16 protein-coding genes and 1 tRNA gene are annotated in these 23,005 nt (G+C 49.8%); 10 read left to right on the top strand and 7 right to left on the bottom strand.

The features are described 5' to 3' along the window. Window positions 1–256: 256 nt before the first annotated feature. From JKP77_RS18875 to JKP77_RS18845, 7 genes are all read left to right on the top strand, one after another. The gene (locus tag JKP77_RS18875; protein ID WP_218312724.1) at window positions 257–1,420 is read left to right on the top strand and encodes a paraquat-inducible protein A; all 1,164 of its coding nucleotides are present in this window, start codon (window positions 257–259) and stop codon (window positions 1,418–1,420) included. Then, window positions 1,410–3,050 (top strand): intermembrane transport protein PqiB, encoded by a 1,641-nt coding sequence (gene pqiB, locus JKP77_RS18870; RefSeq protein ID WP_218312723.1) that lies wholly within the window; start codon window positions 1,410–1,412, stop codon window positions 3,048–3,050. The genes JKP77_RS18875 and pqiB overlap by 11 nt, the downstream gene beginning before the upstream one ends. A gap of 7 nt (window positions 3,051–3,057) precedes the next feature. Beyond that, entirely contained in the window at window positions 3,058–3,618 is a 561-nt protein-coding gene (locus JKP77_RS18865; RefSeq protein WP_218312722.1) for a PqiC family protein, read from the top strand. 12 nt (window positions 3,619–3,630) lie between these two features. After that, entirely contained in the window at window positions 3,631–4,731 is a 1,101-nt protein-coding gene (locus JKP77_RS18860) for a GGDEF domain-containing protein (RefSeq protein ID WP_220100209.1), read from the top strand. Window positions 4,732–5,087: 356 nt separating this feature from the next. Continuing rightward, on the top strand, window positions 5,088–6,245 hold the full coding sequence (locus tag JKP77_RS18855) for an efflux RND transporter periplasmic adaptor subunit (RefSeq protein WP_218312721.1): 1,158 nt from the start codon (window positions 5,088–5,090) through the stop codon (window positions 6,243–6,245). A gap of 11 nt (window positions 6,246–6,256) precedes the next feature. After that, window positions 6,257–9,421 carry an efflux RND transporter permease subunit gene (locus tag JKP77_RS18850; RefSeq protein WP_218312720.1) on the top strand — a complete coding sequence of 1,055 codons (3,165 nt, stop codon included), beginning with the start codon at window positions 6,257–6,259 and terminating at the stop codon, window positions 9,419–9,421. 401 nt (window positions 9,422–9,822) lie between these two features. Next, window positions 9,823–10,308: a GNAT family N-acetyltransferase gene (locus JKP77_RS18845; RefSeq protein ID WP_218312719.1), complete on the top strand. Its 486-nt coding sequence runs from the start codon at window positions 9,823–9,825 to the stop codon at window positions 10,306–10,308. Window positions 10,309–10,449: 141 nt separating this feature from the next. Here the strand turns inward: JKP77_RS18845 and JKP77_RS18840 are convergent, their stop codons facing one another. After that, window positions 10,450–11,061 (bottom strand): TetR/AcrR family transcriptional regulator, encoded by a 612-nt coding sequence (locus JKP77_RS18840; protein WP_218312718.1) that lies wholly within the window; start codon window positions 11,059–11,061, stop codon window positions 10,450–10,452. Between the two features lie 160 nt (window positions 11,062–11,221). Between JKP77_RS18840 and JKP77_RS18835 the strand changes: the two genes are divergently transcribed. Together JKP77_RS18835 and JKP77_RS18830 are read left to right on the top strand one after the other, a co-directional pair. Next, on the top strand, window positions 11,222–12,292 hold the full coding sequence (locus JKP77_RS18835) for an efflux RND transporter periplasmic adaptor subunit (protein WP_218312717.1): 1,071 nt from the start codon (window positions 11,222–11,224) through the stop codon (window positions 12,290–12,292). A 2-nt stretch (window positions 12,293–12,294) separates the two neighbouring features. Continuing rightward, a complete protein-coding gene (locus JKP77_RS18830) occupies window positions 12,295–15,372 on the top strand; it encodes an efflux RND transporter permease subunit (RefSeq protein WP_218312716.1) in 3,078 nt (1,025 codons plus the stop codon). A gap of 73 nt (window positions 15,373–15,445) precedes the next feature. Here JKP77_RS18830 and JKP77_RS18825 read toward each other — a convergent pair whose 3' ends face one another. The 3 genes from JKP77_RS18825 to JKP77_RS18815 all read right to left on the bottom strand — a co-directional run bounded on the left by JKP77_RS18825 (window position 15,446) and on the right by JKP77_RS18815 (window position 18,554). Continuing rightward, window positions 15,446–15,871: a CBS domain-containing protein gene (locus JKP77_RS18825; RefSeq protein ID WP_218312715.1), complete on the bottom strand. Its 426-nt coding sequence runs from the start codon at window positions 15,869–15,871 to the stop codon at window positions 15,446–15,448. A 171-nt stretch (window positions 15,872–16,042) separates the two neighbouring features. Next, window positions 16,043–17,377, bottom strand: coding sequence for a glycoside hydrolase family 2 TIM barrel-domain containing protein (locus JKP77_RS18820; protein ID WP_218312714.1), 1,335 nt, complete (start codon window positions 17,375–17,377; stop codon window positions 16,043–16,045). A 166-nt stretch (window positions 17,378–17,543) separates the two neighbouring features. Next, window positions 17,544–18,554, bottom strand: coding sequence for a zinc-dependent alcohol dehydrogenase family protein (locus tag JKP77_RS18815; protein WP_218312713.1), 1,011 nt, complete (start codon window positions 18,552–18,554; stop codon window positions 17,544–17,546). A gap of 372 nt (window positions 18,555–18,926) precedes the next feature. Here JKP77_RS18815 and JKP77_RS18810 point away from each other — a divergent pair, with 372 nt between their 5' ends. Further along, the gene (locus JKP77_RS18810; RefSeq protein ID WP_218312712.1) at window positions 18,927–19,787 is read left to right on the top strand and encodes a tetratricopeptide repeat protein; all 861 of its coding nucleotides are present in this window, start codon (window positions 18,927–18,929) and stop codon (window positions 19,785–19,787) included. 122 nt (window positions 19,788–19,909) lie between these two features. Here the strand turns inward: JKP77_RS18810 and JKP77_RS18805 are convergent, their stop codons facing one another. The 3 genes from JKP77_RS18805 to nadA form a co-directional block, all read right to left on the bottom strand. Next, entirely contained in the window at window positions 19,910–20,926 is a 1,017-nt protein-coding gene (locus JKP77_RS18805) for an alpha/beta hydrolase family protein (RefSeq protein WP_218312711.1), read from the bottom strand. A 302-nt stretch (window positions 20,927–21,228) separates the two neighbouring features. Beyond that, window positions 21,229–21,319: transfer RNA gene (locus JKP77_RS18800), tRNA-Ser, on the bottom strand. Between the two features lie 117 nt (window positions 21,320–21,436). After that, complete coding sequence (gene nadA, locus JKP77_RS18795; RefSeq protein WP_218312710.1) at window positions 21,437–22,498, bottom strand: quinolinate synthase NadA; 1,062 nt, start codon at window positions 22,496–22,498, stop codon at window positions 21,437–21,439. Window positions 22,499–23,005: the final 507 nt, after the last annotated feature.

Raw genomic sequence — 23,005 nt, 5'->3', positions numbered from 1 at the left:
AAATTAATGAGTGTGAGATAAATCCTCCGCTCCTTAACTCCAGCACAAATACCTCAAACAATATCATTGCTATCCGGCACGCACCGCAACTACAGACTGATGGGTTATCCAGCCAAATGATCAATACGCCGCTATCGGTTGTATTCATTGTTTTTCATTTTCAGTTTCGCTTTTCTGTCATCAGTGGGGTTTGGCGCACGCCAGAGAATGCGGTATTCTCGAACTGACTTTGGATAAGGTGTGATGTCTGGTTGAGATGACTTCAGGATTGGTTCCCAAGCAGATAACCTGCGAACAATGCGACTACACGGTTTCGCTGCCCGAGTTGGCCCATCGTCAACGAGCAGTTTGTCCACGCTGTGGTCACACCTTACTGACATATCGGCGAAATGAGGCACAAAGCCTTGCGGCCTTTGCATTTAGTGCTCTGGTATTTCTTATCCTGTCTCTGCCTTTCAATTTTCTGTCGTTCCGGGCGAGCGGCCAGAAGCACAGCATCGACTTACCAGGCGGTCTGGCCGTGCTAATCGAAAATGATTATGTCTCGCTTGCACTCATCACAGGACTGGCAACATTGTTGTTACCCGGCATGGTATTGCTTGGCTTTGTGGTGTTGAGTCTGGCCCGAATTAACAATCAGCGCCCCAATTATCTGAAGCGGGTTTACCGGGCCGTCTGCTGGTTAATGCCATGGAGCATGGCCGAAATCTTTTTGGTCGGAACGCTGGTGAGCCTGATAAAAATCACTGAGCTTGCCGATGTCAGTATTGGCTTATCCTTTTATGCCTTTATCGGTTTCACCCTGTGCATGACCTTATCGATGGTGTATTTTGACAAAAATCAGTACGCATTATGGCTGAATGACGGCGCACTACCGGCACCGAAACCACTCACAGAACTGGAAGCCTCCCACAGCGTTCAGCGCACATGGGCGCTGCTTATTACCGCTTCATTGCTATATATTCCTGCCAATATACTGCCTATCATGCAAACTGAATTGTTTGGCAAGACCGAGCCCAGTACGATAGTAGGTGGCGTAATATCACTTTGGGAATCAGGCTCTTATCCTGTAGCATTAATTATTCTTATTGCCAGTGTGGTGGTTCCCGTAGTGAAAATCGCGATCCTCGGATGGCTGAATTACAGTGTTCAGACCGGGCAGATAAAGCGCAAATCAAGGCGTATCCGTTACTACCGGTTTACCGAGGGTATTGGCCGCTGGTCGATGATCGATGTATTTGTGGTGGCGGTGCTGGTCGCACTGATACAACTGGGTAATACCCTTTCCATTTTCCCGGGACCGGCAGCACTGGCATTTTGTGCGGTTGTGTTTATCACCATGGTAGCCGCGATGACTTTTGACTCACGCCTGATTTGGCAAGGCAGCCAGCATCAGCAGGACGTTTCGAATGAACAATGAAGCCCAAGTAAAACCGACCTCCCGCATCTCCAAAGTGTGGCTCATCCCCATTGTTGCCATTATTGTGGGGGCCTGGATGGTGTTTTATCAATGGCAGAATCAGGGCCCACTTATCACCATAGAAATGCCGTCAGCAACAGGCATTGAGGTGAACAAAACACCGGTTAAAGCCCGCGACCTGGATGTTGGAATTGTAAAGAAAATCGAGCTTAAGCCGGATCTTGACGGTGTGCTTGTGACCGCGCGGATTGATGCCAGCGCCGAACACCTGTTAACAGAAAATACCGAATTCTGGATGGTCAGCCCGCGTATTAGTTTCTCTGAAGTATCCGGGCTAAACACGTTACTGTCCGGCAGCTACATCGCGATGAGCGCTGATGATACCGGTAAAGAACAGTACAATTTTATTGCACTTGATCGCCCGCCGGTGACGCCTCCCGGCACCCCCGGCGTGCATCTGACGCTCAACAGCGATGATGAATTCGCCTATAAGCCGGGCGACCCTATCATTTATAAGGGCTTTAAAGTGGGCGAGTTTGAAGATGCTTATTTCAACATTGAAGAGCGCGTGGTGTACTACGATGCCTTTATCGAAGCCCCCTATCATAAGCTGATCACACAAAACACGCGCTTCTGGAATGTCAGCGGGGTACGGTTTCAACTGGCGTCCAGTGGCCTTAAAGTCGAAACCGGCAGCCTGGAAACCCTGCTTGCAAACGGTATTACGTTTGGGATCCCGGAAGGGGTTCAACCCGGCGAATTGGTGGTGGAAAATGCCTTTTTTACCATTTACCCGGATCGGGAAGCAGCCTCAAATGCACGTTATAAACTGGCTGCTGAATACCTGTTGCTGATTGATGAAAGCGTACGGGGGCTCACCGTAGGCGCACCGGTCGAGTACCGTGGCATCGAAATTGGCGAAGTCCTGGCGATCAATGTTGTTTCAGCAGTGGAAGGCAATATTCTGGAAGAGAACTACCCTATCCCCGTACTTATCAACATTTATCCGGGCAAAGTCCGTCGTCAGGATACTCAGGAAGGGCTCGCATTTGTGAAAGAAACCATGCGCCGGTGGCTACAGCAGGACTTACGCGCGACATTGCGTATGGGTAACCTGTTAACCGGCGGCCTGTATATCGACTTACAACATGTGAAGAATGCAGAAACGGCATCATTACGAACCATCAATGGTTATGATGTCATTCCTACCGTCTCGAACGAGTTTACCCAAATCACGCAAAAAGCCGATGCCATTCTGGACAAAATCAATGCCTTGCCTCTTGAAGGTATGGTGCATGATGTGCGCACTGCGCTGCTCGATATGAAAGAGGCTGCTGCCTCGGTTGAAGCCACCAGCGATGATTTTGATGAACTGGTTACCAGTATTGATGCAGAGGCAATTAACGACAACCTGAATAATGTGCTTGTCAGCATGGAAGCCTTGCTGAAAAATTATTCAGAAGGCGGGCTGAGTCAAAGCGAAATTAAAGAAACGGTAGACACCATGCAGGAAACATTGCGCAATATTCAGCCGTTGTTGTTACAGTTAAACAAATCACCTAACAGTCTGATATTCTCAGACAATCAGAACAGTGACATTCAGCCAAAGGCCGTTAAAAACCGGGAGTAGAGAAAATATGAAAGTAGTAGCAATACTCTGCGCGGCCATGATGATGTTATCTGGCTGCGCCAGTCAGTCCACTCACTTGCAGTATTATTTACTGCACTCGCCTGCCGCGTCATATCCACAGCATGACGCTGCTGTAAAGGTCACACTTGATCAATTGTTGCTACCGGAATATCTGAAACAACGCAGCCTGGCGATTCAGACCGGGCCAGCCACGCTACATTTCTCACCGAAACACGTATGGGCAGAGCCGATTTCCAATAGTTTCGTTCAGGCACTGTCGACCGCGCTCTCAGCGCAGGGAATCAACGTGATCCCGGCCAGCAGGCGGTCGCTTAACGACAGTGTGGCAACGGTGAGTATCCAGATAGAAGATATGATTTCCACCTGGCAGGGTGAAGTAGTGTTAAAAGGCCGGTTTTGGGTAGACGGGGCGTCGTCAGACGGCTTGAGTCAGCATTTCGATTATCGTATCAATTTACAACAGGATGGATTCCCCCATGCCGTTGAAACAATGCGTGAAGCGATAACCAGATTAAGCACGGATATTGCCGGGCAAGTGACGTCTTGATTCAGGAGCGCTATGATTTTTGAGATCCTGCGCAGACTGGTTAAACAGGGCTGCAGTGACCAGTTTAATGAGGAAACCAACCGCAAAATTGTGGTTATCAACCTGTTTGCGTTTGTCGGGGTTTCTATCACGCTGGTTTTGGGTTTGCGTGCGCTTACTGCAAACGACTACCCGCTCTCACTGACATTACTCTTCGCCACCACACTTTTTGGTGTTTCACAGCAATTACATTTGCGTATCGACGGTGCAGTAGGCCGCATTCTATCAATGAACTTGCTGTTGACCTGCCTGATGGGCCTGATGGCAATTTTGATTGTAACCGGTGGAGAAAGCGGTACTGGCCCGTTGTGGATATATATCGTTCCGCCTGTGGCGATGTTTTTTGGGGGATTCCGCCGCGGACTCATGTCAATCTTCGGGTTTACGCTGTTAATCAGTGTATTGTTGTTTTTCCCTGATGGCCGCCTGCTGATGACAAATTACACCTTTGAGTTCAAAACCCGTCTTATCTACTCGTTTATGACAGTAACCTTCCTGTCAGCGTTTTATGAATACAGCCGTCAACGCACTTTCGAAACTTTGCAAAGGCTGAGTGAGCAGTTTGAACAACAGGCGTTACATGACCCATTAACGCGTTTGCCGAATCGCCGGGGAATTCAGCAACACCTGAGTTTTGAGCTCGCCCGGATAGATCGCAATGGTCGCCCCTTTTCTGTGGTATTGGCAGATATCGACCATTTCAAGTCAATTAATGATACCTACGGTCATGACAATGGCGATAATGTATTAACCCGGATCTCAAAACTGTTTGTACAGAGATTGCGAAGGCAGGACCAGGTGGCACGCTGGGGTGGCGAGGAGTTTTTATTTGTCCTGCCTGAGACACCGGAAAATAATGCCGTGATGCTGGCAGACAAAATTCGTCAAACGTTAGCGCAGAATCCGATTTTGCTCGATGGCAAACGCATCGACATCTCCGCCAGTTTTGGCGTATGCGAAGTCAACGCAGATGTGGAACTGGACCGCGCCTTATCCCTCGCCGACAAAGCCCTTTACAAAGCAAAATCCATGGGCCGCAACTGTGTAGTGGCAGCCACCCAGCTAAGCGATTAGTTCCGGGAAGACGCAGCTATGTCCGAGGTCGCTCAGATATACTGAAAAGTAACTATCCGCGTCAGAATTCCGCAGGCCTGACACGATAAGTTGAAAGAGACAAACAACGAGCAAATACCGGGCTGTAAGCCCCGGGAGCAACTACGAACAGTGTGGCAGATTCCCTAGTGCTTCCCATTGCACTTTGAGCGCCGCCCTTCCCTACGATGGCCACGCACCAGCTCACATTACAAATAAAAAATAAAACCGAAAAATTTACACACCACTTACTCATAGTTCGTTACAATTGGCCGCTGTTTGTTAACACGATACGCGTTACTATTAATCAGACTTTTTTTATAAGAGAAGTATTCACCATGAAATGGACCAAAATTGTATTGCCGATTGCGATTTTCGCAGTGGGTTATATGGCGATGAAAGGCATTGAAGCCACTGCCTCTGACGATGTTATCACCGACCAGGTCGATACACGTCCGACAGTCACTGTAGAAAAAGTGGAGCCGATTAATTTTACCGTGCAACTGACCTCCTACGGCGAGATAACGCCGCTGGAATCAACCAACCTGGCAGCGCAGGTTGCAGGTGAAGTCGAGTCCTGGAACCCGAATTTTATTGCCGGTGGCGTGGTAAAACGTGGCGACTTGCTGTTTACCATCGAAAAAGACAGCTACGAAGCCGCACTGTTGCAGGCAGAAGCAAACTTATCCAGTGCACAGGCGCAGCTAATCCAGGAAAAAGCGCAAGCCGAAGTGGCGGCCAGAGAAGCCAAAACCCTCCCGGATAGCCGTGTAACCGATCTTTACCTGCGTAAGCCGCAGGTAATGAGTGCGCAGGCGGCTGTAAAATCAGCGGAGGCACAGCTTCGTATCGCCAAGCGTGATTTGCAGAATACCGAAGTCAGAGCGCCCTATGACGCACTTATCGTGTCCCGGGATGTCGGCAAAGGCGATTTTGTCACTACAGGGAAAGTCGCTGCGGTACTGAACAATATCGAAACCGCAGAAATCACCTTCCCAATTGCGGGTTTTGACCGCTCGTTCTTACCGGGTGATTTAGCCGGTAAACGCGCTGTTATCAGCATTGACGGTTATAACAACTCTGAACGCCAGGGTACGATTCATCGCGACACCGGTATTGTCGATCAGGATACGCGAATGATGCATTTTGTAGCCCGGATAGACGACCCTTACGCCTTACGATCTGATAAACCGGTGATGAAATTCGGCAGCTACGCCACCGTAACCTTTGATGGCAGAACGCTGGATGACGTTTACAAAGTCCCTCAGGAACTCATCACTAATAACCGTCTGTGGACATTGAATAACGAAGAGAAGCTGGTGTCGCAACAAATATCCGTTGTGCGCGAAGATGGCGGTTACTTCCTGATTCAGGGTCAGTTCGACAGCGAGCGTGTAGTGATGACGCTGCCTGAGTATCCGCAAAACGGTATGGCGGTTAAAGTGATCGAAGATAAACGTGATCTGACTGCCCAACGTCCCAACACTGACAGCTAACAGGAGTTCCCATGAAGGAATCTTATGACACGCACAAAGGCATAATTGCCTGGTTTGCGCGGAATTCTGTTGCTGCTAACCTGCTGATGATTTTTGTCATCATTATGGGTATTGCTGGTTACAACACGATTCAGCGCCAGATGTTCCCAAACATCGAGTTCAACTACATCAATATTTCAGCCCAATATCCTGGCGCATCCCCCCAGGAGATTGAAGAAAGTATCCTGATAAAAATCGAAGAGTCCCTTAAAGACGTTTCTGAAATTAAGCAGAGTGTTTCCCGGGCATTTCGCAACTATGGTCGCATCAGCCTGGAAATCGAACAGGGTGAAGAGCTGACCGATGTCCTCGACAAAGTAAAACTGCGGGTTGACGGCATTGCCACCTTCCCTGCCGGTATGGAGCCGGTAAACATCTCACAGGCGGAATTCCAGCAACAGATTATCGAAATGCCGATTGTGGGCGATCTGCCTCTGAGTGAGCTAAAAGTACTGGCAAAAGAAGTGGAAGATGAACTGCTTCATCTGGGCAATATTTCGCTGGTGCAGCTGGCCGTGCCAGATGATGAAATTGCGATTGAAATAAAGCCGGAAATGTTGCGACGTTATGGTCTTAGCATCAACGATGTTGCCAGCGCTATCCGTTCCTACTCTGCAAATATGTCTGCAGGTCAGTTACGTACTGAATCCGGCATTATCTCAGTGCGTGTTGAGAACCAGTATTACGATGGTCGCGAGTTTGCCAGTATACCCGTGAAGATAGGCGAAAATGGCTCGCGTGTGTTGCTGTCTGATGTTGCTGATATCCGCGACGGCTTTGTTGAAGGCGAACGATACTTCAAGTACAGCGGCAAAAATGCCATGTTTATCGCGGTAAAAGGCACCAAGCATCAGAATATCATGCCGGTTGCCGAGACGGTAAAAGCCTATATCGAACAGAAGAACAAGGAACTTCCTGAAGGGGTCAGCCTTGAGATCCTGGTCGATATGACCTACTACCTCGATGCGAGACTGAACATGATGTTATCCAACCTGTTTCAGGGCTCCATTCTGGTGGCGTTGATGCTAACGCTGTTCCTGCGCTTCAGGCTGGCTTTCTGGGTAATGCTGGGCCTGCCAATTTGTTTCCTTGGTGCGGTGATGATGATGCCCCTGTTTGGGATCAGTATTAATATTCTCTCGCTGTTCGCCTTTATCATGGTACTGGGTATTGTGGTGGACGATGCCATCGTCATAGGAGAAAGCGCCTACACCGAAATAGAGAGTAAAGGCGGTGGCGTAGACAATGTCATCCGCGGCGCGAAACGGGTAGCCACCCCGGCGACGTTCGGCGTACTTACGACGATTGCTGTTTTCGCGCCTTTCACGCTAAGTAGCGGTCCGGATGGTGCTTTCTTCTACAACATCGCTGTCGTGGTTATTTTGTGTCTGTTTTTCTCACTAATTGAGTCAAAACTGATCCTCCCGGCACACATCGCACATACCCGGTTTTCACCCGTAAAACCGAATAGCTGGCGCGCCAAGTTTAATAATAAGTTTCAGGGTTTTATTAAAGGCCCTTATCAACGTACCGTAGAAAAGGCGCTGGAATGGCGCTGGGCAGTGCTGATCATGTTCGTAGCGATGCTGATGATTAGTTGGGGACTTATCTCAGCCAATTACGTACGCATGGTGCCGAACCCAAAAGTTCCGCATGACTTCCCCAGTGTCAATATTGAGATGAATGAAAACGTCTCAGATATGGCGACAATCCGCGCGCTGCAGATCATCGAACAAACGATAATGCAGGTAGATAAGGAAATTGAACGCGAGCACGGTACAGGCATGGTGCGGGATCTGCTGGCCTTCAATGAAAGCCGCACTGAAGGTCGTATCATGACCCCTCTGATCCACGAAGACGAGCGTCCGTTTAACACCTTCGAACTTGCCCGTCGCTGGCGTGAAGCCATTCCTGAAATTCCGGGAATGAAGTCTTTCACCGTTCAGGATGACGTCAACGGTGGTGGTGACGGCGGTGAGTTTGGTTACCTCTTATTTGGTCCCGATATCGATACCCTGAATGCTGCTGGCCTGAAGTTCATCGAGATGCTTCAGCAGCAGGATGGCCTGTTTGATATCAGCTCTACCATTGATCCGGCCAGCAAAGAAGTGCAGATGACGCTGTTACCGGTGGCATATGATCTTGACCTCACGCTGTCAAACATTGCCGGTCAGGTAGGCGCCAGCTTCTATGGTGGTGAAGCGCAGCGTGTGATCCGTAACGGCGAAGAGGTCAAAGTGATGGTGCGTTATCCGGAACTGACCCGCGAGCGCTTCGCTGACCTTAAATATACCGTGATCACTACGCCTTCCGGCCGGGAGGTCATGCTGGGTGACGTGGTGCAGCTGGAAGAGCGCCCGGGTATCAGCTATATCCGTCGTGAGGGTGGCTACCGCAGTGTTTACGTATGGGGCAACATTGACGAAGAAGTCGTAGAGCCGAATGAAGTGGTATCTCAGATACGCGAAAAGCTGCTTCCTCAGTTAAAAGAAGAGTTCCCGTCGGTAATGACCGAGCTGGGCGGTGACATTGAAGAGCAACAGGCGCAGCAAAATGAGCAAATGCTGTTCTTCCTGGCAGCGATGATCATGGTGTATATCCTGCTGGCTGTGCCGCTGAAAAGCTACGGACAACCGCTGATTATTATGTCGGTTATCCCTTTCAGTCTGACCGGCGCTATCTGGGGCCATTTCCTGATGGATCTGGATTTAAGCATGATGTCGACATTCGGTCTGATTGCAGCAGCAGGGGTGGTGATTAACGACTCGCTGGTAATGACGGATTATGTCAATCAGCGTCGCGCGCAGGGATACTCTATTCGTGAGGCGGTTTCAGAGGCCGGAGCTGCGCGCTTCAGGGCAATTACGTTGACCTCCATCACGACATTTGCAGGCGTGCTGCCAATTATGTTTGAGACCAGCTTACAGGCAGCGTTTGTTATCCCGATGGCTGTAGCGCTGGGCTTCGCTGTACTTTATGCCACGCTGGTAACGCTTATCCTGGTACCGTGCCTCTATCTGATACTGATAGACATGGGGGCACCGTTTCGCTGGATGGGCGGTAAAATTCGCCAGCGTCGTGAGCGCAACCAGCCATTACCGGAAAACGACCCGTTATCATCGCCGCCACAGAAATAAGCCATTTACCTGCCACGCTGAGCGTGGCAGGTAAATGAACCTTACCAAGCACGGTGTCAGCCGTTACAACAACAGGTTATCGGATTTCCCAATCACTTCCTCTTACCAGACCGGCATCAGCCGGTCTTTTTTGTTATGCTTTCCCTTATATACCCGGCATATTTTTAGTCTGCCAGACGTCTATGGCAGAGAAAAAAGGCGTGAAAGACAGCCTCAAAAAGCGCCGTCATCGCGGCGTGTCTGCGCAAGACCTGGGCAATTTGACAAAAGGTTATACACAAACTCGCAGGTAATATAACAATCAGTCTGGTAGTTAACAGGCAAATACCCTGACTACCCCACGCTGCGGATACAACAAAAGTACCAAAACATACCGCACCCCAATTTCAGGAGCATACCCAATGACACAATCTACAACTATTCGTCCCGCAACCATTGATGACTGCGCTCAGATCCTCGCCTTTATCACAGAACTGGCAATTTACGAAAAAGCCGAGCACGAGGTAGAGTCTACGGAAGCAGATATTGCCCGCACCTTATTCGGCGAGGGCGCGACGGCGCATTGCCTGATGTGTGAGCATGACGGCGCTCCTGCCGGGTTTGCGGTGTACTTTTATAATTACTCAACCTGGCAGGGTAAAAACGGTCTTTATCTTGAAGATTTGTATGTTTCTCCGGATTACCGTGGCAAAGGTCTGGGTAAAGCACTTCTGAAAGCGCTGGCCCGTCACGCGGTAGATAACGACTGCGGGCGTTTTGAGTGGAGTGTGCTGGACTGGAATACACCAGCGATTGAATTTTACGAGTCGCTGGGTGCTAAGCCGAAAAGCGAATGGGTGGGTTACCGGCTGGACGGTGAGGCCCTCACTCAGTTTGCGTCTTCCTGAGGCGGCCCACTTCCTTCGCTATAAAAACCACAGGGCAATACAGGTTTCAGTCAACGCTGATGCCAGTGCCCTGTTTAACCAACCATAACGCCTAAGACGTCTATAAACCGACTTGCCCCCTGCCGACTCTGGCCGCCTTATCTACACGGCGTAACGACTCAGACACATCGCCGCAGTATTTTCCACGACCTTTTGTTTCATGCTATTGCTCAGTGGCGGCTCAATTTTTAGTAATTGTGGCCAAAAACAATGCCCTTTCAGGAGGCTGGATATCTCTTTCACTACAAAATCGAGATCGTCAAACTGCAGACGCCCGTCTTTCTGAGCTGCAACCAACCAGCGGTGTAGCACCGTTTCCTGCGCAGTGAGTTGGGATATTTCGTCTTTCAATTTATCTGGGTTATAGAAGAAGTAGCCAAAGGCCACACGCGCCAGTTCGAGATATTCGTTTCCGGTAATCAGTTCCACCTCGGTACGAAGCAGCGTTGCCAGTTGTGGATGTAACGCTCTGTCAGCGTCGTAGCGCACGTCAATACTGGTCATGGTTTTATGCCACAGTTCCTTGATCAGATGCATTACCAGCTCTTCTTTGGCATTAAAGTGATTATATACCGTTCTTTTTGACACCTTAGCCAGCTCAGCCAGCTTGTCCATACTGGTGGCATTAACCCCATATTCCTGAAAGGCGTCTTTCGCTGCCTGAATGATGGCTGCCCGCTTTACATCGCTGCGCGTACGCGTTGCCGCTTTCATAGAGGATGAAATCCTGTGTGATGTCAAAACCCTTATTTTACACTCAGCAGTTTACTTTTCAACGACGCGTCACTAAAATGCACTGCATAGTTTACTTTGATCTTGTCTGATGAGATGTCGCTATACTCATTGTCAGCACTAACCCGGAAAGAGAGTATTCATGTCCCCTGTCTGTAAATTGCCCATTATCGGTATGCTGCTCACTTCACTTTTGATAACCGGTTGCTCCGAAAAGCCTGAAGAAAACGCTGCCAGTCAGCCTGCCCCCCGCTATGTGAAACTGGCCACGGTTGCCCCCGTGCCTGCATTCGATGAATTTACGTTTCCGGCAATGGTAAGCGCGGTCAAAACCGTGGATCTCAGCTTTGAAGTGTCAGGCCGACTTGTACAGATGGACATTGTGCCAGGTAGTGATGTGAGCAAAGGCCATCTGCTGGCCACCATCGATCGACAGCCTTTCGTGCGTGCGGTGGAACAACAGCAGACGCGTCGCGATCAGGCCCGCCGCGAACTTGACCGGATACAACGTATGTTTAATCAGGATTTAGTCTCGCAAAGCGCTCTGGACAGCGCCAAAACCGCATTTGAACTGGCGGAAATTGAGCTACAAAACGCGCAGCAGGATCTCAGCTATACCGAGTTAACCGCCCCATTCGATGCCCAGATTTCTGAACGGCTTGTCGAGAACAACAGTGTGGTCAATGCCGGTCAGCCTATCGCCAGGCTACAGGATGTATCGAAAGTATATTTTAATATTAATGTGCCTGAGCGATTACTCACAGCCAATATTGGCCGCGGTATCAAACGTGCCCGCGCGAGTCTGGCTAGCACCAGAGACCAGTGGTACACCGTTGAATACGTCGAGCATCGCACCCAGCCGGATCCGGTGTCACAAACCTATGAAGTTATTTTTGCCATGGAACCCCAGCCGGGTATGAACGTTACGCCGGGAGCACGGGCAGTAGTAAAAGTGGAGTTAGCCGGAACGCCCTATTCCGATGCGTTGGTGCTGCCGGTAAAAGCGTTAATAGGCTCAAAAGAAGCCGGCTTTACCGTATGGGTCTACAACGACACCACCAATCAGGTCACCCCGGCGACAGTGTCTGTTGTGCATGTTCAGGATGAACTGGCCGTTATCCATAGCAATCTTGCTGCAGGTCAGCAGGTTGTTGCCGCCGGCGCCTCGCAGATGCGGGAAGATATGGTCGTACTGCCGTACCGGGGAGAGTAATCATGGATATAGCTCGTCAGGCTATTGCCAAGCCGGTGAATGTTTGGCTGCTGGTTTTTATTTTGCTTTTCGGTGGCGTTATCGCGCTGACAGAAATTGGTCGCCTTGAAGATCCCGCCTTCACCATTAAACAGGTAAAAGTGTATACCGGATTTCCTGGTGCCAGCGCTGAAAAAGTGGAACACGAAGTGACCGAAAGACTGGAAATTGCCATCCAGCAAATGCCCCAGCTTTACAAGCTCTCTTCCGTCTCCTCTCCCGGTCGCTCTGAAATTACGGTAGAAGTGAAACGTCATTTTGATGGTTCACAGCTTCCTCAAATCTGGGATGAGCTGCGCAAACGTTTGCGTGACGTATCCCCGTCGCTGCCGGCCGGCGCTGGTAATCCGCGCGTTTACGACGATTTCGGTGACGTTTATGGTCTGTATTATGCCTTAAGTGCCCCCGATTTTACGCCACGGGAAATGCGTGAATTTGCCCGGATCATCCGCCGCGAGCTACTGACCACCGAAGGTGTGGCGAAAGTGAATGTCACCGGTGTGCAGGAAGAGCAGATAGTCGCGTATATCGATCCGTATCAACTTGCAGGCCTGGGACTGTCGTTTCCCGACCTCATTAACCTGTTTAAAGACAACCTGCGCCCCTTCAACGGTGGACGCGTACGTATTGATGACAAGCGCGTGCGTCTGATCGTGGAACGAGCTCCGGATAAACTTGAGGAAATCGCGAATATTTCAGTGGTGGTGCCCGGTACCAACCGTTCAATGCGCATTGCAGACATTGCAACGTTAAAACTTGAGCCCGCCGATATTCAGCCTGTGCGGATCCGCTATAACGGTCACGAGGCTATCACACTGGCCGTTTCTGCGCTGTCAGACGTTAATATCGTTGATGTCGGCCACAAGGTTGACGCCAAAGTCGATCAACTGTTGCAGGAACTACCGGTCGGTATCACCCTCACCCCCATTTACGATCAGGCCAGCATTGTCGATGAGTCTGTAGACGGGTTTATTCTGAACCTGGTGATGTCAGTGGCAGTGGTAACACTGACGCTTTGCGTATTTATGGGATGGCGATCCGGTGTGGTTGTGGGCAGTGTGTTGCTTATTACCGTAATGGGCACCGTGTTAATTATGTGGCTGATGGGGATCCAGCTTCAGCGTATCTCGCTGGGCGCAATGGTCATTGCAATGGGGATGCTGGTAGACAATGCCATTGTGGTCGCCGAGGGCATGATGTTACGAATGGCCACCGGCGCTACCGCGAAGGAATCTGCCAGCTTTATTGTAAGACGCACACAATGGCCGTTGTTAGGGGCTACGGTAATTGGCATTGCGGCATTTTCAGGAATTGGGCTGTCGGATGATGCCACCGGCGAGTTTCTTTACTCGCTGTTTGCCGTTGTGCTGGTATCGTTGCTGCTAAGCTGGATCCTGGCCGTTACACTGGTGCCAGTGCTTGGAGCTTACTTCTACCGTCGCGGCATAAAGCCATCATCGTCTGCTGAAAGGTCGCGGTTTCAGCAGCGCTTTGTCGGACTGCTTTATCAGGCTTTGCGTTTTCGCTGGCTTACCATCGGGCTGTTGTTGCTGATTACTATTGTTGCTTACGGCAGCTTTGGTTTGGTGAAACAAGGCTTCTTCCCGCCATCCAATGCGCCACTGTTTTTTGTGCACTACTGGGGACCACAGGATCGTGATATCAGGGCCACGGAAAACATTGTCAAAGAGGCCGAAAAACGTATTCTTAATCACAAGAGCGTCACCTCTGTCACCACATTTATCGGTCAGGGCGCCGATCGCTTTACCCTGACTTATGCACCAAAAAGTGCGAATGAAAATTACGGCTTTCTGATGGTGCGCGTGGCCGAAAAATCAGATATTCCTGCACTTACCGACGTGCTGCCATCAGAACTTGAAGGCATCGATCTTGATGCGAACTTCTATATTGAGCGAATGCAGTTTGGACCGGGTTCAGGAGCAAAGCTGGAGGCGCGCTTCTCAGGCCCTGATACCACTACGTTAAGAACGCTGGCAAACCAGGCCATTGCCGTCATGCATGCAGACAATAAGGTAAAGGACATCCGTCACAACTGGCGGGAAAAAGGCATTGCCATCAATACCCAGTACGACAATTACAATGCGGGGATTGCGGGTGTCACGCATGCAGACTTCAGCCAGACAATCCAATACGCCAGCTCAGGTCTTGAATTGGGGGAAGTTCAGGATGGCGACTACACCTATGGCATTCTGGCCAAGATGGCGCAGCCTGAAGATGACGTGTTGCAGGCAGTCAGAAACAGTCAGGTGTGGAGCACGCAGCAGCGCCAGTATGTACCTTTTGCACAGGTTTCTGGCGGCCTTGATACGACATCTGAAGAATTACGTATCCACCGCCGCGAACGGATCCGAACGCTAACCGTCATGGCAGAGCCTGCTGAGAATGAAACTGCTGCTGATGCGCTGTCCCGGATCCGCCCGCAAATTGAAGCCATTGCGCTTCCGCCTGGTTATGCGCTGAAATGGGGAGGCGAGTTCGAGAGCGCTTCAGACGCGCAAAAAGCCTTGGGCGCCGGACTACCCGCAGGCTTTTTAGTCATGTTCATCATTTCGGTCTTGCTGTTTGGTCATGTACGACAGCCGTTAATCATCTGGCTTGTCGTACCGATGGCAATTGTCGGTGTGGTTACCGGGCTACTGGCCACCGACATGCCATTTGGCTTCATGTCGCTACTGGGCTTCCTGAGCCTGTTTGGTATGCTGATCAAGAACGCCATCGTGCTGATTGAAGAGATTGACCTTCAGATAGAAGAAGGCAGTGCAATCAGAAATGCCATTGTCGATGCCACCCTTAGCCGCTTGCGCCCGGTGGCGCTGGCTGCCGTTACCACGATCTTGGGAATGGCCCCCCTGTTGTTTGATGCCTTTTTTGCCGATATGGCAGTAACCATAATGGGTGGGCTGGCATTCGCGACGGTACTGACATTAATTGCCGTACCGGTGTTGTACAGCTTATTGTTCAGAGTCAGTTACCGAGGCGCCAACAAAACAGGGGAAGCAGACGGCCTTACCAGAGCCTGAAGTGACATCTACGGCAGTGCTGGCGCTGGCCTAATCCAGGAAAGGTGCGAATACGTCTGTGTTCGCACCTTTCCTAGCGCTGCTTTTTCACATTTACCATGTCCTCAATATAGCGCAAGATGTCCCGCCAGGAGACCACCCCAACCGGCCGGTTGAATTTATCGACTACCGGCAGGCATGAGATTTTATGGCGGTTAAATATACCGACAGCTTTAACGATGGTGTCATTCGGGCGCGCGGTGATCACATCACGGGTCATTATCTGATGCGCCTTACGCTCCAATGTTGCCCTGTCTTTCTCGCGTTCGCTGATAGTGTCGATAAACGGACTAATCGCTTTAAGCATATCGCGATCAGAAATAATGCCCATCAGTTCATCGTTGTGGACAACCATAAGGTGGTGAAAACCGGTCGCGTTGAACAACGACTGTAATGTAGAAAGTGGGTCGTCCATATGAACGCTAACCACCCGGGTCGTCATTATTTGTGCCAGACTCATGATGCTTGGTCGTGAAAATACGGTGTAATCATAGTAAAGCAGCCGGCGAAAATAGCCAATAATCTGACCTGCTAAATCATAGCTGAGCGACTAAGGTCACGCCAAAGCTTGATGCCGCGCAATACTGAGATCTCCGCCACTTTTTAGCGGGCTTTGTTTACCCACCTTTGCTTATCCGCCTTCGTTTACCCAGAATGGGATATTAGCAGTGGCCACTTTTCCCGCCTGATTTTCCGCGTAAACGAATAAACGGTAAGCACCGGGATCATCAGGGGCAGCAAACTGCATTTTGCCATTATTATCATGGGATATAATACGTCCGGTCACCGCTGACGGTCTCGACTCAGGATCCCCGCCGGATTTAATATCGGTACTTTCCGGCAGAATTTCCCAGCGGAAACTTACGGTTTGTCCATCATCAATATTGAGGTCAACGTAGGCATTCACCGTGCTGTTCGCCTCTACACGAATACTGTCAGATGCCACAGCGTCATTTAAGGTGAACTGATTAATGGAGGGAGCGCGTACTGAAGGCCACTCTCCCGTCCATAAAAACTCAAGCGCATCGACCACTTCGTTGGGTTTGCCGGAATCGGTAAAAACACCGTACCACGTGGGGGTTGTTTCCTGCTTCTGTCCCCAGAGAAACGCGTAGGAGCCAAGCGCCTGCTTTGGAGCGGCAGCAATACCGCGCTGATATCGCTTTTGATAAATCGCCGCTTTTTCCGTGCTGGTCTGCTCGATGGGTGCCCCCCAGTCGGTTTTCTGAATTTCCCAGTGTCCGGTAGGCCCCCACTCCGTCACCACATACGCGTCCTGGTAACCGATACTTTTTAGGGTCTGGGGCAAATCCTCCAGACCGCCGTAAATGTTAATGCTCAGATAATCAATATCGGGCACCCGCTCGGCAATTAAACCGGCTTTTTCTTCATTGATACCCGCCACGACCGTAGTGACCAGATGATTCGGATCCAACTTTTGGATCATGGCTGCGATATCCTGCACTGCATACCAGACATTTGTATTGGTATAGAAAAGATCAACCTCGTTACCAATTCCCCACGCCAGCAGCGCGGGATGATCTTTGTATTTCAGCACGGTTTTCCGAATGCGTTCTTTTTGTTGCGCAACAGCATCGGCGTCATCGTAATCGAAACCATGGCGCTCTTTCCCGAGGCTTAACCCGAGCATCACCGTCAGCCCTTGTTGTTGTGCGCTGTCCAGAACGCGGCTAGCGTTTTCTGTGCTCCAGGTTCGTACCGAATTTCCGCCAACAGCGGCAAGGTAGGCAAAATCTGCACTCCCCCCCGCCCCTTTAATAAAGTAGGGTTCACCATCGCGCAGCAATAACCACTTACCTTCCTGCTGAGTCAGCGATACCGGTATGGCCGTTGATGCAGTATCTTCGGTCTCGCTCGTCGCCTTGTCATAACGGCCATCGCCGCTCTGACAGCCTGCCAACAACCAGACCACAGCCGACAGACTTAACACTGTTCGCTTGAACACATCCCTTTCCTTTTCATGATAGCGCTTTCATTACACTACCCTATAGCAGCATGTCGAGACAACTGCCAGCAGCAAGGACCACTGACAGTGTGAGTTGAGCCATGCCGGAGACTTGCATATTGAGAAACTACAACCGACAGAGCGACGTTACAGGTAGGGATAAAAACTATATTGTGATGCAGATTTTTCCAAAATGCGCACCGGATTCTTCGTACCGAAAGGCATCGGCCAGATTATCCAGGGTAAACGACTTATCAATTACCGGTTTAAATTTCATGGTTTCCAGCGCTTTAACAAAGTCGCGCTGATGCTGATGGCTGCCCACGATAATACCAGTCAGGGTAATCTGCTTGCGCATCAAATCAGCAGTAGGGACTTCCCCGCCAAGTCCTGTCAACACACCGATTAATACGATATTACCGCCGACCCGACAGGCGTCTATGCTATTGGCCAGTGTAACCGGGCCTCCCACTTCCACTACGTGGTCGACGCCTTCCCCGCCGGTCCACTCACGAACCTTTTCTCCCCAGTTGTCATGCTCGCGGTAATTTATGGTGTAATCCGCCCCCATGGCTACGGCTTTCTCCAGTTTCTCGTCGCTGGAAGAAGTAATGGCAACGCGTGCTCCACAGGCTTTGGCAATTTGCAGTGCGTAAATAGAAACGCCGCCGGTACCCAGTAATAACACGGTATCTCCCGGCTTTATCTTTGCTTCAACCGCCAGTGCCCGCCAGGCGGTCAATCCTGCTGTAGTAATCGTTGCTGACTCCTGGTGCGACCAACCAGCCGGAGAACGGGTAAACCAATTCGCCGGCGTAATTACGCAGTCACGGGCGTAGCCATCGATACCGTCTCCGGGTGTACGACTGAAGTTATCTATGGTTGGGCCACCCGTTTCCCAGTCAGGGAAAAAAACAGAAACCACGCGGTCACCGGGTTTCAGCGCCGTGACATTGTCGCCAACTGCTTCAACTACACCGGCCCCGTCCGATAATGGGATCCGTCCTTTTTCAGGCGGCATACGACCACTGGCTACACCATAATCGTGAAAGTTAAGCGAGCTTGCTAACAGCCTTACCTTTATTTGTCCTTCTCCTGGCTTACCGGGCTCTGCTTCCTCGGTCATCGTCATTCCGTCCAGCCCTGCATCTGGGTTGTCGATTCGCATCACTTTCATAACGGTTGCCCCTTATCTGTTGCTGATAACATTTTTTTACATTTACATTTTTCATTCGAAGTCGTCGTAAGTATACGTAACTTCAGGAATTTAAGGATCTTCACGAAAACCAGTAACCGTAAGCGGTTGACGACGTTTTGACCGATTTTGTTGCAATCAGACCACGCGCATCGGAGAAAAAAGTTTACTCACAGTGGTAATGGGATATCGGCATATTCCCATGCACAAACCTTGTGCATCTTAAAAAGTTTGGGTTATGGTTAAGGTAGAGACGAATAAATTTATGCTCTGCACAAGTAGCTGAGTGGTTATAGACTTATTCGCCTCCTCCTTATATTTCGTCACAATGCCATTACTATCAAGGATGTGAAAATGATAAAAAGAATTTTGCTACTTGCAGCGACCCTCAGCACGTTCTCTGCGCTCGCCGAAGAAGTAAAAATCGGAAAGTGCGATACCAGCCAGTGTAAAGAATACTTCAACGATTATAAGCGTTATGCGAAATCACATATTGACGCAGCAGCGATGCTTGGTGATATGTACCTGAATGGCTATGGTACCGAGATAGATAAAGAAGAAGCCCTGGATGCTTACATGAAAGCGGCAAGATGGGGATCAGTTCTCGGAAGATACAAAGCCGGTCTTTTATTGCTGACCAGCGAAGATGAAGACGATCGTGATAAAGGTCTCACCTATTTGTCTGATGCGGCTAAGCGTGGTCACCCTAACGCCATTTATTTTATGGGCGAAGTGCTTTCAAATGACCGCTATGGTTTTAAAAACCTTGAAGTTGCAGATGACTGGATTGCCGCTTCAATCAAATCACAAAACCGCAACGTTATTTACGTGCTGTCGCGACTGAACGAAGAAGGCGTACTTAACGCAGAACAGATGCCATTAACCGTTGCTGCCGTTGAACGTGCCCCGGATTCTTTATTCCCAGGTAATGAGAGTAAAGAACTGTCCGCGATGCGTTTACCGCCAGAAGATTCCCGCTTTGAGGTGATTGAAGTTAATGGCCCGAATCTGCGCGAAATCCTTGACCATGGCCTGGCGTTATTTAAGGCACTACCGAGAGATATTCATAAGAAATCAACCGGTACCCGCATTCGTGGTCGCGACTGTGATGACGTATTCAGCTGTTCAAGTGTACCTGCTGAAAACTGGCAGCGTTACGTAGCATACTCAGTGCGTACACCTTTTGAATATGCATTGTGGGCGGCGCGCGGTTAACGAGTCCTCTACAAACGGCTACTGGGGTACTCTGGCGAGTTGAGTATCCCCTTCAAGCGACGTTTACGTAGTAAAAAGCCACGCTGTGACGTGGCTTTTTATTGTCCGCGAACACCCCCCGTTCACCCGGCTCCCGCCAGAGACTGGGTTCCTGAGTAAATAAACCGGAACAGTCTGGGGTACAGTTGCTGATGAATTTTATCCCGATCAACGCCTCTTCGATCTTCACATAATGAAATCCCCATGGCTTGGTGAGTGTGCTGGCATTTATCGATAAACACAAAATGTCCCGCATCATTATTCAACGAATACAATGCGGCATTGGGAATTGTAGATGCATAGAAACCGGCGTGATTAGCAAAAGGTAAAAAATTGTTTTGTCTGGCTCCGAAGATCATAACCGGGATCGTAATGTTCTTGAGACTCTTTTCTGTCGTCATCGGCCCTGCTGCTGGATCGAGCGCTATCACTTTAGTCACTCGTTGATCGCGATAATTGCCAGTTGCCTCTTCCATTGAGATAGTTTGTTTAGAGGAGCGCTTAACATAGTTGCAGCCCAAATCGCCCTGCGCCCGTGCTGATGCGCAATATATTCGCGCTTGAGAAGGTGCATATCTTCCACCGGCTAGGGCAATGACTGTTGAACCACCGGAAGAAAAGCCAATTGCCGTGACGTTTTGCCAACTGACAGGGCGATTCAGTAAATCAATGTGACCATCGCTGTCTGCCCGATTGAGCTGAAGCAAGTCTAACACCGCCGAGACTTCAGTGGCCCGGCGCCATATCTTTAGTGCAGCATCTGGTTGAATGCTTTCCGGGCCATATGCCCAGGACTCACCGAAGTGATTTATCCCGACGGTGACAAAACCCTGCGATGCTGTGGCATAACCAATCCAATTGAGTTCTCTGGCAGAACCCATCGCCCCGTGCGATAAAAGAATAGTCTCATCAGGTCGAACGGTTTTGGACAAACAAAGTTTTGCATCAGCACATTGTTCTCCTGCGGGATACCAGACAGATAGTTTAACCGGTTGCTGTGTATCGGGGTTGATAAAGTCAACCTCTGAATAGGCTACATCACTGGCGGCAATAGCGGTGCCCGTTAAGAACATACTCAGCAGCAAAAATATTTTGTTCATCAATGTCATCACTTTTTTAATTAGTGATCATGATGATAATGGCTTCGCTCGTCGCTCCCATGTGCCAAAAGTCACATTGTGCAATTCAGGATATGCTGAGAATTCGTAAATAATTTAAGATGAAATCGCTTTTGATTACTACTTGTGTGCGTACTGAATTACTCCAGCGTCAGACATCACTCAGGACAAAAAAATAGATAAAGTCATCACACGGACGCAAGCGTTGATAGCCTGCGCAGAGGGATTTACTCACCCTTCCATCACATATAAAAAAACCGCCACAAGGGCGGTTCTTTTGTATCTGGCGGAGAGAGAGGGATTCGAACCCTCGATACGCTACAAACGTATACACACTTTCCAGGCGTGCGCCTTCAGCCACTCAGCCATCTCTCCAAATTGTTGCTTTGTTCCAGGCTAAACGCCCGTGAACAGATTAAGCGCGCGTATAGTAGGTAAACTCGCGCGCTGAATCAAGATAAAGTCAGGAAAAACTAACCAACTGAGCAGATATTAAGCGTTTCCTGCTACTTTTAATTTAAGTTGCGCTGAAAACTCCAGCATCCGGTCCAGTGGGATCAATGCTTTGGTTCGCAACATGTCATCAACAAAGATCTCATGGCCTTCGTTTGAACCACTCAGAGAGCGCTTAATCGCCTCCAGGCCATTCATTGCCATCCACGGGCAGTGAGCGCAGCTTTTGCAAGTTGCGCCGTTACCGGCCGTTGGGGCCTCGATAAACGTCTTTCCTGGTGTCAGTTGCTGCATCTTGTAAAAGATGCCTTTGTCTGTTGCCACAATAAACGTATCGTTATCCATGGTTTGAGAGGCTTTAATCAGTTGGCTGGTAGAGCCTACCGCATCGGCCATCTCTACCACACTGGCAGGCGACTCAGGGTGCACAAGCACTGCCGCATCCGGGTAAAGCACTTTCATGTCCTGAAGCTTCTGTGCAGAGAACTCGTCATGCACAATACACTCACCCTGCCACATCAACATATCGGCACCTGTCTGCTTGGCAATGTAAGAGCCCAGGTGGCGGTCCGGCCCCCAGATTATCTTTTTGCCCTGCGAGTCCAGATGCTCAACAATCTCCAGCGCGATACTGGATGTCACTACCCAGTCAGCCCGCGCTTTTACCGCTGCAGAAGTGTTTGCGTAAACCACAACGGTATGATCGGGATGCTGGTCGCAGAACTCACTGAACTCTTTTACCGGACAGCCAATATCCAGCGAACAGGTAGCCTCTAATGTTGGCATCAAAACGGTTTTTTCAGGACTGAGGATTTTTGCAGTTTCACCCATGAAGCGAACCCCGGCTACGATCAGGGTTTGCTCTTTTGCATCTCGCCCAAAACGCGCCATTTCAAGGGAGTCGGCTACGCAACCACCGGTTTCTTCAGCTAACGCCTGAATTTCCGGATCGGTATAATAATGAGCGACCATTACCGCATTGCGCGCCTTGAGAAGTGATTTGATTTCTTCTTTAAGGGTAGCTTTGCGATCGGCACTGAGTGGTTCTGGTTTGCTTGGAAATGGATACTCTACCTGATCCACCCGAAACACTGCTGACATCGTGAAACCTGCATCTGTATTGCGACAAGGCCGAGGATTATACCCGACTGTCATAAAAATTACATACTACAAACGTAATAACGTTTGCACGCTTTTCAACCTTCCTGTTCATGCATTCAGACAGGGTGTTCGTTACTTTTACCGTAATAGGCGTTGCTACGTATCTGCTGGCAATGCGATTACCTGCATTGAGTTTTTAATGTACTTTCTGAAAACGCAACGTAGCGGCCACAGCAAATTACTGCAGAGAGGTAATATCAGGCATTGTCGGGTTTGAAGGCATTACACAGGATAATTAGGAAAGTACCGAACCTTTGCAGCGTAAAGGCTCTTCGCGATGCTCGGGTGTCGAACCGCTTCGCTGGTTGGAATCCTGCGCGGGCTTAATTTCTTTTTTGGAAGTTTATTTTAATACTTAGGAAAGAGGCTTGATGGTGGGTCGTGCTGGATTCGAACCAGCGACCAATTGATTAAAAGTCAACTGCTCTACCAACTGAGCTAACGACC

Origin of the sequence: Alteromonas antoniana (assembly GCF_019249295.1) — a bacterium.
GTDB classification, from domain to species: domain Bacteria; phylum Pseudomonadota; class Gammaproteobacteria; order Enterobacterales; family Alteromonadaceae; genus Alteromonas; species Alteromonas antoniana.
The sequence above is the reverse complement of the archived record's forward strand: the minus strand, read 5'-3'. Positions and strand labels throughout refer to the sequence as shown.

What these genes read in the sequence shown, in the direction of transcription:
- JKP77_RS18875 (WP_218312724.1), top strand. Translation starts at nt 257, where the DNA reads ATGACTTCAGGATTGGTTCCCAAGCAGATAACCTGCGAACAATGCGAC.
- pqiB (WP_218312723.1), top strand. Translation starts at nt 1,410, where the DNA reads ATGAACAATGAAGCCCAAGTAAAACCGACCTCCCGCATCTCCAAAGTG.
- JKP77_RS18865 (WP_218312722.1), top strand. Translation starts at nt 3,058, where the DNA reads ATGAAAGTAGTAGCAATACTCTGCGCGGCCATGATGATGTTATCTGGC.
- JKP77_RS18860 (WP_220100209.1), top strand. Translation starts at nt 3,631, where the DNA reads ATGATTTTTGAGATCCTGCGCAGACTGGTTAAACAGGGCTGCAGTGAC.
- JKP77_RS18855 (WP_218312721.1), top strand. Translation starts at nt 5,088, where the DNA reads ATGAAATGGACCAAAATTGTATTGCCGATTGCGATTTTCGCAGTGGGT.
- JKP77_RS18850 (WP_218312720.1), top strand. Translation starts at nt 6,257, where the DNA reads ATGAAGGAATCTTATGACACGCACAAAGGCATAATTGCCTGGTTTGCG.
- JKP77_RS18845 (WP_218312719.1), top strand. Translation starts at nt 9,823, where the DNA reads ATGACACAATCTACAACTATTCGTCCCGCAACCATTGATGACTGCGCT.
- JKP77_RS18840 (WP_218312718.1), bottom strand. Translation starts at nt 11,061, where the DNA reads ATGAAAGCGGCAACGCGTACGCGCAGCGATGTAAAGCGGGCAGCCATC.
- JKP77_RS18835 (WP_218312717.1), top strand. Translation starts at nt 11,222, where the DNA reads ATGTCCCCTGTCTGTAAATTGCCCATTATCGGTATGCTGCTCACTTCA.
- JKP77_RS18830 (WP_218312716.1), top strand. Translation starts at nt 12,295, where the DNA reads ATGGATATAGCTCGTCAGGCTATTGCCAAGCCGGTGAATGTTTGGCTG.
- JKP77_RS18825 (WP_218312715.1), bottom strand. Translation starts at nt 15,871, where the DNA reads ATGAGTCTGGCACAAATAATGACGACCCGGGTGGTTAGCGTTCATATG.
- JKP77_RS18815 (WP_218312713.1), bottom strand. Translation starts at nt 18,554, where the DNA reads ATGAAAGTGATGCGAATCGACAACCCAGATGCAGGGCTGGACGGAATG.
- JKP77_RS18810 (WP_218312712.1), top strand. Translation starts at nt 18,927, where the DNA reads ATGATAAAAAGAATTTTGCTACTTGCAGCGACCCTCAGCACGTTCTCT.
- JKP77_RS18805 (WP_218312711.1), bottom strand. Translation starts at nt 20,926, where the DNA reads ATGAACAAAATATTTTTGCTGCTGAGTATGTTCTTAACGGGCACCGCT.
- nadA (WP_218312710.1), bottom strand. Translation starts at nt 22,498, where the DNA reads ATGTCAGCAGTGTTTCGGGTGGATCAGGTAGAGTATCCATTTCCAAGC.